The sequence below is a fragment of the Falsihalocynthiibacter sp. S25ZX9 genome (assembly GCF_041205405.1).
In the GTDB taxonomy this organism is placed as follows: domain Bacteria; phylum Pseudomonadota; class Alphaproteobacteria; order Rhodobacterales; family Rhodobacteraceae; genus Falsihalocynthiibacter; species Falsihalocynthiibacter arcticus.
In genome coordinates this window covers 146253-157673 of the sequence record NZ_JBGFCD010000004.1, presented here as the reverse complement: position 1 = coordinate 157673, position 11421 = coordinate 146253, and the positions used below count along the sequence as shown (strand labels likewise).

11 protein-coding genes are annotated in these 11421 nt (G+C 53.5%); 4 read left to right on the top strand and 7 right to left on the bottom strand.

Annotated features, from left to right (window positions below; translation table 11 throughout):
• Position 1: 1 nt before the first annotated feature.
• Positions 2–688 carry an aminoacyl-tRNA hydrolase gene (gene pth / locus AB9F29_RS06620; RefSeq protein ID WP_369755030.1) on the bottom strand — a complete coding sequence of 229 codons (687 nt, stop codon included), beginning with the start codon at positions 686–688 and terminating at the stop codon, positions 2–4.
• On the bottom strand, positions 685–1488 hold the full coding sequence (gene truA / locus AB9F29_RS06615) for a tRNA pseudouridine(38-40) synthase TruA (RefSeq protein ID WP_369755029.1): 804 nt from the start codon (positions 1486–1488) through the stop codon (positions 685–687). Before truA ends, pth begins: the two co-directional genes overlap by 4 nt.
• A 114-nt stretch (positions 1489–1602) precedes the next feature.
• On the opposite strand from truA, the gene AB9F29_RS06610 reads away from it, so the two are divergent.
• Together AB9F29_RS06610 and AB9F29_RS06605 are read left to right on the top strand one after the other, a co-directional pair.
• Positions 1603–3018: a YcjX family protein gene (locus AB9F29_RS06610; protein ID WP_369755028.1), complete on the top strand. Its 1416-nt coding sequence runs from the start codon at positions 1603–1605 to the stop codon at positions 3016–3018.
• A complete protein-coding gene (locus AB9F29_RS06605) occupies positions 3015–4022 on the top strand; it encodes a YcjF family protein (RefSeq protein ID WP_369755027.1) in 1008 nt (335 codons plus the stop codon). Before AB9F29_RS06610 ends, AB9F29_RS06605 begins: the two co-directional genes overlap by 4 nt.
• Here the strand turns inward: AB9F29_RS06605 and AB9F29_RS06600 are convergent.
• Positions 4019–4435, bottom strand: a complete 417-nt coding sequence (locus AB9F29_RS06600; RefSeq protein ID WP_369755026.1) for a group III truncated hemoglobin — start codon at positions 4433–4435, stop codon at positions 4019–4021. The two genes, AB9F29_RS06605 and AB9F29_RS06600, sit on opposite strands and share 4 nt — an antisense overlap.
• Positions 4436–4685: 250 nt before the next feature.
• Here AB9F29_RS06600 and ileS point away from each other — a divergent pair, with 250 nt between their 5' ends.
• On the top strand, positions 4686–7589 hold the full coding sequence (gene ileS, locus AB9F29_RS06595) for an isoleucine--tRNA ligase (RefSeq protein WP_369755025.1): 2904 nt from the start codon (positions 4686–4688) through the stop codon (positions 7587–7589).
• A gap of 56 nt (positions 7590–7645) precedes the next feature.
• Positions 7646–8101, top strand: a complete 456-nt coding sequence (locus tag AB9F29_RS06590; protein WP_335585317.1) for a methylated-DNA--[protein]-cysteine S-methyltransferase — start codon at positions 7646–7648, stop codon at positions 8099–8101.
• Here the strand turns inward: AB9F29_RS06590 and AB9F29_RS06585 are convergent.
• The 4 genes from AB9F29_RS06585 to fsa all read right to left on the bottom strand — a co-directional run bounded on the left by AB9F29_RS06585 (position 8094) and on the right by fsa (position 11349).
• Positions 8094–8795, bottom strand: coding sequence for a phosphatidylcholine/phosphatidylserine synthase (locus AB9F29_RS06585; protein ID WP_039001546.1), 702 nt, complete (start codon positions 8793–8795; stop codon positions 8094–8096). The genes AB9F29_RS06590 and AB9F29_RS06585 overlap by 8 nt on opposite strands.
• Positions 8796–8845: 50 nt before the next feature.
• On the bottom strand, positions 8846–9766 hold the full coding sequence (locus AB9F29_RS06580; RefSeq protein ID WP_335585318.1) for a tyrosine recombinase XerC: 921 nt from the start codon (positions 9764–9766) through the stop codon (positions 8846–8848).
• The gene (locus tag AB9F29_RS06575) at positions 9763–10467 is read right to left on the bottom strand and encodes a DUF484 family protein (RefSeq protein WP_369755024.1); all 705 of its coding nucleotides are present in this window, start codon (positions 10465–10467) and stop codon (positions 9763–9765) included. The genes AB9F29_RS06580 and AB9F29_RS06575 overlap by 4 nt, the downstream gene beginning before the upstream one ends.
• A gap of 228 nt (positions 10468–10695) precedes the next feature.
• Positions 10696–11349 (bottom strand): fructose-6-phosphate aldolase, encoded by a 654-nt coding sequence (gene fsa / locus AB9F29_RS06570; protein WP_039001514.1) that lies wholly within the window; start codon positions 11347–11349, stop codon positions 10696–10698.
• Between the last annotated feature and the right edge of the window lie 72 nt (positions 11350–11421).

Here is an 11421-nt window from a genome sequence, read left to right as displayed (position 1 = left end):
TCTAGCTGCGGAATCTATCAGCGAGTTTTTGAAGACCCGAGCGTGTATCTTTCACCTCGGGTTTTTCTTTGGGGGCTGCCTTTTGCGGCTTGTTCGCTGGCTTCGCTTCCGTCTCGCGGGGCGCTTGAACGCGCAGGGCAACGGCATTCATAAAACGTCCACTATCCCCTTTGGCAAGATCAACGGCCCCATCGCAAACACCACGTAGAACATCCTCAAGCCAGTTTTGTTCCGCCTTTGCGAAGTCGTGCAAAACATATCCCGCAACGCGATCCTTGTGACCGGGATGGCCGATGCCCATGCGAACCCGTCCATAGGTATCGCCAATATGTTGATGCATAGAGCGCAAACCATTGTGACCCGCGTGGCCTCCACCTTGTTTTACCCGAATTTTTCCTGGCACAAGATCGAGTTCGTCGTGAAAAACGATCACGTCGTCTGGTGTGAGTTTGTAAAAGCGCATGGCCTCACCGACCGACTGGCCCGACAGGTTCATGAAGGTTTCAGGTTTGAGGAGAATAATCTTCTCGCTGCCCAATTTACCTTCGCTCACAGAACCTTGAAACTTGTTCTTCCATGGAGCGAATCCATGGTCCGAGGCGATTGCATCCAGCGCCATAAAGCCAATGTTATGGCGATTTTGCGCGTATTTCGCACCAGGATTTCCAAGGCCGACAAAAAGTTTCATGGGGTTCCCTCGTTTGATTCGCCTGCAGTGTGGCCCGCAAAGGGGTCCGTTTCATAGCACACTTCTCGCAAATATAGACCTTGCGAGGGGGCGACAGGCCCACAAACGTCTCTTCTGCGGGTTTCGAGTGCGGTTTTCACGTCAATTGGCGCCCAACTTCCGCCGCCGACGCGCTCTAATGTGCCGACAAAGCTGCGTACCTGATTGTGTAAAAATGCGCGTGCGCGGACGTGAAAGCGAAACTCGGTGCCGTCTGCGAGTGGGATTTCCTCTACGGTTAATTCATCGAGGGTGCGAACGGGGGAAGGGGCTTGGCAGAGAGTTGAGCGGAAGGTCGTGAAATCATGTTTTCCGAGCAGGTAATTCGCGCCTTCTTGCATCGCTTCCCGACTCAAGAGGTGGGGCACGCGCCAGATTCTTCCTGCTTCAAACGTCAGAGGGGCTCGGCGTGAAATAAGACGGTACATGTACCGCCGTTCTAGCGCCCAAAATCGCGCGTGGAAATCATCCGCAACGGGGGCCGCGTTTACAATTGCAATCGGGTTGGGCTTGAGATGATAATTTAAGGCTTCGGCCAGACGAAAGGAATCCCAATGGCGCGCGAGATCGCAATGCGCGACTTGGCCGGTCGCATGAACGCCCGCATCGGTGCGGCCTGCGGCGGCAATCCCTTTATTGGTCGGGTCGATTTTCAGAAGAGCATCTTCAATGGCCTGCTGTACGGAAGGGAGCGTCTTTTGCCGCTGCCACCCGTAAAACGGTGTCCCTTGATATTCAATTTTTAGTGCAAAACGAGGCATCCCCCGCGATACATTCTTGCGATGACAATGGCAACAGGAACGTGTTTTGGCACGGCCCCTAGGAAAATTGCCTATAAGGGATTAAGTGTATGGCAAGTAATTTGAGGGCATGAATTGGGTTTAGCAGATTTTACCGATAGCGTTTTACGTGATGTCGAAAGCCTTGGCTCACGCGTGAATGAGGCATTGTTTGAACCAACTGTGAGGTTGGGTGTGACGGGCCTTAGTCGCGCGGGAAAAAGCGTGTTTATTACGTCGCTTGTTTCAAACTTGCTTGAGCGCGGACGCATGCCGCAATTTAGCGCCGCAAACAACGGGCGTTTGCAAACGGTCTATTTGCAGCCGCAGCCTGACGATACAATCGCACGGTTTCCGTATGAAAAGCACCTCGCGTCCCTCACGGGCGGCACCCCTAAATGGCCGGAAAATACACGAAATGTCAGCGAGTTGCGCCTCTCGTTCCGCGTGAATCCCGCAGGTTTGTTGGGGGGATTACGGGGCGTGAAAACGTTCCACCTTGATATCGTAGATTATCCGGGCGAGTGGCTTCTCGATCTTGCCTTGATGGGAAAATCCTATCGGGAATGGTCGGCGGACGCCCTTGGTCGAATGGGGGCACAGGATATCGGGGCGCAGGTTTCGTATCAGCTTGAACAGGTTGATGGGGCGAAACCGATGGATGAAGTCACCTTGCAGACGCATGCCGCGGAATACGCTCGATTTGCGCGTTCTGCGCACGACGACGGCATGAGTAGCGGCGCTCCGGGGAGGATTGTTTTGCCAGGGGAACTTGAAGGCTCGCCGGTTTTGACATTTTTCCCACTGCTTCCCGTTGAAAGACCGCCGCGAGGGTCGTTATGGCGTGAAATGGAAAGACGCTATGATGCCTATCGTTCCGAAGTGGTGCGGCCGTTCTTTCGGAACCATTTTGCGCGGATTGACCGCCAAGTTGTTCTTGTTGATGTGCTTGCGGCGCTTCATCGGGGGCCTAAGGCCGTCGATGATTTGCAACAAACTATGGCGGATATTTTGGCAGGCTTTAGGCCGGGGAGAAACGCGTGGCTGAGCGGTCTTTTGGCCGGAAAACGGGTGGAAAAGATACTTTTCGCCGCAACAAAATCAGACCATTTGCACCAGAGTCAGCATCCGCAACTTGCCGCGATAACACAGGCGCTTTTGGCGCAAGCTAAGTCCAGAGCGGATTTCGCGGGGGCCAAAACACAGGCAATGGCAATTGCGGCGTTACGAACCACGACCGAGACTACGTTAAACCACGAGGGACGTAAGCTTGAGTGTGTTCAGGGGCGGATTGCGCAGAACGCAAAGCCCGTTGCGTTTTATGCAGGGGCGCTGCCCAAAGATCCGGCACGCATCCTTTCGGCGGCGCAAATGGGGCAGGCCGATTGGGGTGGATTTACCATTCAAAATCAGCAATTTGACCCCGCAATTCTTGAGTTAAAATCCGGTGAAGGTTTGCCACACATCCGTCTCGACAAGGCCGTTGAATTTTTGATTGGAGATCAGTTTTGACCTCAGATGATAAGCCTGTCCTCGTTGAACTGGACGTTGAGGAGGTACTTTCTCCCGCCGATGCTCCGATAATATTGGAAACTTCCGAGGCCACAATGCAGCGCGCTGCACGGTTTGCCTCACGTCCGCGCTCCCGCATTGGCTCGCTGTTCTGGGGATTGCTGGCCGCACTTCTTGGCGCGTTTGTTTCGGTAGCGGTTTGGGACTTTGTCACGAGTTTATTGGCGCGAAATGAAGTTCTTGGCAGTGCGGTGCTTGCGATCGCTTTGGCATTTTTAGCTGTTTTGTGCGCGGTCATCCTGCGCGAAATAGCTGGTTTTTTGCGATTGGGGCGGATTGATTCGTTGCAAAAAGAGGCGGCTGAAGTGCAGGCCTCGCATGACATCGGTCGCGCGAAGCATTTTACGGCAAAATTGCAAAAACTTTATAAAAACCGCCATGAAGCCGAATGGGGACTCGCGGCCTTTCATGAACGCGCTGAGGAACAGTTTGATGCCACTGACCTTATGTCGTTGGCCGAGAATAAAATTCTAGCTCCCTTGGACGCGGAAGCTATTTTGGAAATTCAGTCTGCAGCCCGCCAAGTTGCGACCGTGACGGCCTTTGTGCCGATGGCTTTTGCGGATGTGATCGCCGCGTTGACGATGAATATGCGGATGATCCGACGGATTGCGGAAATATACGGGGGCCGTGCGGGAACGCTTGGATCGTGGCGGTTAACCAAAGTGGTTTTAAGCCACCTTGTTGCGACGGGAGCCGTTGCCGTCGGGGATGATTTGATTGGATCGATTGCGGGCGGCGGTGTGATGTCAAAAGTGTCGCGCCGATTTGGTGAGGGGATTATTAATGGAGCTCTTACGGCGCGGGTCGGTGTTGCGGCGCTTGAGGTCTGTCGGCCAATGCCCTTTGTCACGCAGAAGCGTCCACGCGTGACGACTCTGGTTCAGCGGGCTATGGCTGGCTTGTTTTCCGGGAAAAAAAATGGCGACACAGCAGACAGCTAAAAGATCGGAGGTCCGTCTTTTGGTTGTCTGACGGCTTGGATGCCCATGCGCAATCCGCGGCCAATTCGGTGGGCGAGGGCGGAAAAAGCCTGTGCGGTTTCCGGCTTCAATTCTTTTTCCAAGACGTTGTCAAAAAGCTCCAACCATAGGGCGAAGTGTTCTGGTTTGATTTCGGGCACGCCCATATGAACCTGCATCGGATTGCCAGAATACGCGCGATCAAACAGGATTGCATTGTTCCAGAACGCGGCGATTTTTGCTTCGTGGGGTTGCCAAACCTCGGTGGAAGTTCCTAAGCGGCCGATAAAAATAGGCCCCAGAACGTCATGCGCACGAATGCGGAAATAGAACGCGGCTACCACGCGGGCAATTTCGTCTGGTGTGATGTCAAAACGGGCGAGCTTGGAAGCCATGTGGTATCCCTTCGCATTAGTGGTACGCCTTTGAGAAGTGCACGCAACCACGTAAATGTCGCAGGGAGACGAGAGGTTCCCATTGCACTAGACCCCGTTGGAACGTCGAACTATAAGGCCGTATGAGGATGTTTCACTTGCCCCTTATACGAATTATTTGCCCGGCGCTCTGACGATGAGCCGCCGGGACAAGGCGCCTGCAACGCGCGCCGCCCACTGAATTCAAATTCCCCGTTTAAGGACCGCAGATATGTGCGCCGATACGCCCGAGACTCTGAACTACAAATCTACTTTAAACCTGCCCAAAACCGATTTTCCAATGCGCGCGGGGCTTCCCAAACGCGAGCCGGAATGGCTTGAGAAATGGGATAAACTTAATGTTTACAGCCAGTTGCGCGAGAAAAAGGGCCGTACGCCTTTTACGCTCCACGATGGCCCTCCCTATGCCAACGGCCACCTGCATATTGGTCACGCGTTGAACAAGACCATTAAAGATGTGATCGTGCGCAGCCACCAGATGATGGGCTTTGATGCGCGTTACATTCCGGGTTGGGATTGCCACGGACTTCCGATTGAATGGAAGATTGAAGAGCAATATCGCCAAAAGGGTAAGAACAAAGACGAAGTTCCGATCAATGATTTCCGTGCCGAATGTCGTAAGTTCGCGCAGGGATGGGTTGATATTCAGCGCGACGAGTTCAAGCGGTTGGGCATTACCGGAACGTGGGATAAGCCCTATCTGACGATGGATTTCCACGCCGAGCGCGTGATCGCCGAGGACTTCATGAAGTTCCTGATGAATGGCACGCTCTATCAAGGGTCCAAACCCGTGATGTGGTCGCCTGTTGAAAAAACCGCCTTGGCGGAGGCTGAGATCGAATACCACGATCACAAAAGCCACGCGATTTGGGTACCGTTTAAGGTGCGGTCTGGGGGCAATGATCTTGCCGATGCGCGGATCGTAATCTGGACGACAACGCCTTGGACGATCCCGTCGAACAAGGCGATCGCCTATAATCCAAGCATTGCTTATGGGCTGTATCGCGTTGAAGCGACCGAAGATGAAAGCTGGACGGCGGAGGGTGATCTCTATCTTTTGGCCGACGACCTTGCCTCCGAGGTTCTGACCAAAGCCCGCGCAACCGAGTTCACGCGTGTGCGTGAGGTGAGTGCATCCGAGCTTGCTGGCATTACCTGTAGCCATCCATTGGCCGGTTTTGAAGGCGCGGAAGGTTTCTGGGATTACGACGTTCCGGTTATTGATGGGGATCACGTTACGGACGATGCTGGGACGGGGTTTGTTCACACGGCCCCAAGCCACGGTGCTGATGACTATGAATGTTTCGTTAAGCGCAATTGGCTCGACCGCATGACCCATAATGTTGGCGAAGAAAGCCAGTTCTTGCCACATGTTCCGTTGTTCGCGGGCCTTCAAGTCTTTGATCAAAAAGGCAAAGAGGGCAAAGCAAACAGCACCGTTATCGATAAACTGGTTGAAGCTGGCGGCCTGATTGCCCGCAGCCGTATCACGCATAGTTATCCGCATTCATGGCGTTCAAAAGCGCCCATCATTTTCCGCAACACGCCACAGTGGTTTGCAGCGATTGATCGTGAAATCGGCGACGGCAAAGACATGCATGGCAAAACCATCCGCGAACGTGCTTTGACTGAAATCGACAATGTGAAATGGACGCCCCAATCGGGCCGCAACCGCTTACATTCGATGATCAAGTCTCGCCCTGATTGGGTCCTTTCGCGGCAGCGCGCTTGGGGTGTTCCTTTGACGTGTTTCACGCGCAAAGGTGCCTTGCCAACGGATGAGAACTTCCTTCTACGGGATCCAGCTGTGAACGCACGGATTGTTGAAATATTTGAGGCCGAAGGGGCGGATGCGTGGTATGCCGATGGCTCCAAAGACCGGATTCTTGGCGGTTTGCAAAACCCAGAAGATTTCGATCAAGTCTTTGATATTCTTGATGTTTGGTTTGACTCGGGCTCCACACACGCCTTCGTTCTTCGGGACCGTGAAGATGGTACCGAGGATGGCATTGCAGATGTTTATCTAGAGGGTACAGACCAGCATCGCGGCTGGTTCCACAGCTCGCTTCTGCAAAGCTGCGGCACCAATGGGCGCGCGCCCTATCGCAATGTTGTCACACACGGCATGACCTTGGACGAGAAGGGCATGAAGATGTCCAAATCCATCGGCAACACGATTGTGCCTGAAAAAATCATCCAACAATACGGCGCTGATATCCTACGTCTTTGGGTTGCTCAGGTTGATTATACTTCTGATCAACGCATCGGTCCCGAGATTCTGAAAGGGGTTTCTGACAGCTATCGTCGTTTGCGCAATACGATGCGGTATATGTTGGGATCGTTGGCGGAATTCACCGAAGCAGATCGCATGGACCCTGCGGATATGCCCGAGTTGGAGCAGTTGATTTTGCACCGTTTGGCCGAGTTGGATCATGAGGTGCGCAAGGGCTATGCGGCGTTTGATTTCCAAGGTGTATTCCAAGCGGTCTTTACTTTTTCAACGCTCGATCTTTCGGCGTTCTATTTCGATATTCGCAAAGACGCGCTTTATTGCGATGGGGATACAGTACAGCGGCGGGCTGCGCGGACGGTTTTGGACATTTTGTTCCATCGCCTGACAACTTGGCTGGCACCGATCCTGATCTTTACGATGGAAGAAGTTTGGCTTGAACGCTTCCCTGGTGAGGACAGTTCCGTGCATTTGGTGGACTTCCCTGAAACACCTGCGGATTGGTTGAACGAGCCATTGGCCGCAAAGTGGGACGGGGTTCGCAAGGCCCGTCGTGTTGTGACTGCTGCGCTTGAAATCCAGAGGCAGGACAAAGTGATTGGCGCGAGCCTTGAAGCGGCGCCCACGGTTCACGTTCGGGACGCCAAAGTTTTGAAGGCGCTTCAAGAGTTGCCTTTCGAGGATATTTGCATCACGTCGGCGGTTTCGCTGACCAATGATCCGCTGCCAGACGAGGCCTTCCGCCTTCCCGAAATCGAAGGTGTTGGCGTTGTGTTTGAACTTGCCGAGGGTGTGAAATGCCAACGGTGTTGGAAAACGCTTCCTGATGTTGGGAAGCACAAACACGAAGGTGTTTGTGGCCGTTGCGATGCGGCACTGAGCTAGTTAATTTTGCCCGCCGCAGGAAACTGTGGCGGGCAATTTCTTTTGGGGGCGAAGCCATGATCGAATCCAGTGTCCTTACTTCCATGGGTACCTTTGGACTTATTGAGGACAAGGGCGCGATCATTCGTTTGACGTGGCACAGCCAAGCTCCCGCGCCGAGTACAGATGTTTCAAAGCGCGCGGCAGATCAGCTTTCTGCGTATTTCGATGGGGGAAAGGCGGGATTTGACCTTCCTTTGCGCCCTTCAGGCAGCGCTTTTCAGCAAAAAGTGAACGCGGCGATGCGCGCTATTCCCTACGGGGAAACGCGGACTTATGGTGAGATAGCCAAAGATATTGGCGCCTCTGCGCAAGCTGTTGGCAATGCCTGTGGAACCAACTCCATACCCGTTATCATCCCTTGCCATCGTGTCCTTGGGGCACAGGGATTAGGGGGCTTTTCCGGTGAGGGTGCCGTCGAGACCAAAGTGAAACTTTTGATACATGAGGGCGCGGCTGGATTGCTTATTTAGCCGTCTTGCGCTCGGGAATAATCTCTTGGGCAATGCCTGCACCCAGCAGATAGAGGGAGGTGACGATCAGCCCCCAAAGCGCAAAATCGTGCGGCTCAAAGCGCACCCACGCGGCCCAGCCAGCAAAACATGTCCAAGCCAAAGCAATGGGAAGCGACAGGTTGCGCCAGCGTTCTGTACGCACTGGATGGATGAATTTGAGCGGTGCAAACATTGCGACGGCGAGCACGACGATAATCGCAAGCATGACCCAAAAATTCGGGGTAACCGCGAAGAACACCAAGACCACCATATTCCAACATCCCGGAAATCCAGAGAAGGAATTATCCTTGGTTTTCATGCGCGTATCAGCAAAATACAGAGCACTGGTGAAGGTGATCACGATGATGGCAATCCACCCTGTCCACCCCGGTAAGAGACCTGATTTAAAGAGGGCAAATGCCGGAATAAAGACATAGGTGAGGTAGTCGATAATGAGGTCGAGGAGCACGCCGTCGATCTGGGGGGCGTTTGTTTTGACGTCAGTGTGCCGCGCTAAAGGTCCATCGATCCCATCCACAAAAAACGCAACGACAAGCCACAGGAACATTTGGCTCCATGCCTGATCGGCCGCTGCCAAAAGGGCAAGCATTGCGAAAACCGCACCAGTTGCGGTTAAGAGATGGACGGCATAAGCGCGAAGTTCTTTGGACATGAGGTTTAATGGCTCAAAATTGGCCGCCATGCAATGGGGCAAAACTTTGGCTAGGCGCGCGGGTGGGACCGCTCATAGACTTCCATCAATCTTGCTGTGTCCACCGCCGTGTAAGTTTGGGTCGTAGAAAGGGAGGCGTGGCCCAAAAGTTCTTGGATTGTCCGCAGATCACCACCAGCACTTAACAGATGCGTAGCGAAGGAGTGGCGCAAAGCATGTGGCGTTGCACTTGCTGGAAGGCCAAGCTGCATTCTTGCTGCTGCCATCGCTTTTTGGACCGTACGCGGCGTGAGTGCGCCACCACGTACCGCGAAAAACAGTGGCGATTTCGCGGTCAACTCATAGGGGCAATCCGCGACATAGGCGGCGACTGCGGCTTGGGCTACGGGCAAAACGGGGACGACGCGCTCTTTGTCGCCCTTGCCGATAATGCGCAGGCTGCTGGAAAGCGGGGAGTCGCTTCCCTTGAGCGAGAGTGCTTCGGAAATCCGCAGCCCACAGCCATAGAGGAGTGTTAAGACTGCGGTATCCCTTTGAGCGACCCAAGGTTTTTCGCTTTGATAAGCGATGGTTTCAAGAAGGGCGCGCGCGGCCTCTTTTTCAACGGGGCGCGGTAGTTTTTGTTGGAATTTTGGCGCACGGGTCGCAAGGATGGCAGTGGCGTCAAATCCGTCGCGTTCTGCAAACCAGTTGTAGAAACTTTTGACGGCGGAAAGTTCGCGGGCGAGGGAGCGCGGCGCAATTCCGCGGCCTCGTTCACGGGCAAGCCAGGCGCGCATGTCTTGGATCGAAATCCTTTTTAGGGGGGCGACGCCGAGGTCTGTACCAAAACGTTCCCCCATAAATGCGAAAAAGCATAGGAGGTCTGCTTGATAGGCTGATATCGTGTTTTCTGACAATCCTTGAACGGATTGCTTCATTTCAAGCCACCCAGACAGCAAAGCGCTGGCGGCTGGCGAAACGGATGTCATGACAGCCAACGCGCCATTGCACGTTCAAAAGTTCCCGCAAAAAACGCTAAAAGGTCAGTGCCTTGGTCCGATTTGAACATATGTGGGTCTTCTGACCCCAGAAGCAGCAACCCTGGGAGGCGGCCATTGCCAAAGTCCAACTTAAGGGCCGCTTCGGACCGGATATATTCAGAACCCGTACCATAGATTTCGTCATCCGCTGGGCGATACTGACGTAAAGTTACAGGACGCGGTTCGGATTGGCGGCCCGCTTTGAGGTATGTGTCAACGAAACCCGGTTCAGCGACGGTTAGAACATGGCCAAGCTTTTTGACGACGGGATCTTCGCCTTTTTGAACGCTTTCCAAAACAAGGCGCACGGCATCAACCCGCAGGATTTCGGCGATGCCCGTTCCGAGTTCTTGAAGGAAGGCTTCAAAATCTGTGGGGTCCAACAGTTTAAGAACCGCGCGGTGCACTTGATTGGTACCTGCGAGATTTTCATAGGCCGCTGCGATGACGGAGCGGTGTGTGTCTTCGAGGCGGTCAAGACGGGCCTCTAAGCGGTCCATCGCGATCCCGCGCAAATCCACGATATTGCCGCCAAGGGCCTTTTCGTTGGCCGCCACAAGGGCGCGCATGACGTCTTTGTCCTCAAGAATGAACTCGGGGTCCGTCATTATTTTTTCACGGAGATCTTCTTGCAAAATCGCGTTGCTCAAGTGCCTGCCTCGTTTTTGTTTTTATATGGTACTTGCACATTTCGCGGATTTTTCCGTCTAAATGCGCTGAATTGTACCGCCTGCTTGATCTTTTCTAACATGGGGGGGGATTCATTGCATCAGGTTTTTGAGCAGAATTGAAATTCTGTGCGAATGTACGCTTAGGAGCACAAAGCAAAACAGCCCCTGCTTTCACAGAGGCTGTTTGTTGTAATTTAGTTCGTAGGATTACAGGATTTTTTGACCTGTTTTCGCCCAGTCAGCCATGAAAGCTGCGAGGCCTGCATCCGTAAGAACGTGGTCAGCCATTTTCAAGATAACGCCAGGAGGGGCCGTGCAAACGTCGGCTCCCAGAAGGGCGCAATCTTTCATGTGGTTGACGGAGCGAATTGAGGCCGCCAGAATTTCAGTCTCAAACGCGTAGTTGTCATAGATCGTGCGGATGTCCGCGATCACGTCCAAACCATCGATGTTGATGTCATCCAAACGACCAATGAAGGGCGAAATGAATGTGGCACCAGCTTTTGCTGCGAGCAGGGCTTGGTTAGCGGAGAAGCACAAAGTGACATTGACTTTGGTGCCTGCATCGCTAAGCGTCTTACATGTTTTCAAGCCGGCCCAAGTAAGAGGAACTTTGACACAGATGTTTTCTGCGATCTCGGCTAGTTTGCGGCCTTCAGCGATCATTTCGTCGGCCTCAAGGGCAACGACTTCGGCTGAAACCGGACCGTCGATCATGTCGCAGATTTCTTTTGTGACTTCCAGAATATTGCGGCCGGATTTCATAATGAGGGAGGGGTTTGTTGTAACCCCATCTACCATGCCAAGGTCGTTTAGTTCGGCAATGGCGGCGACGTCTGCGGTATCTACAAAGAATTTCATGAGAGTATTCCTAGTTAGGTTGGGCTCTATCCGGCGCCTATGTACCTCAACTCAGACTTTGCTGGAACCCCA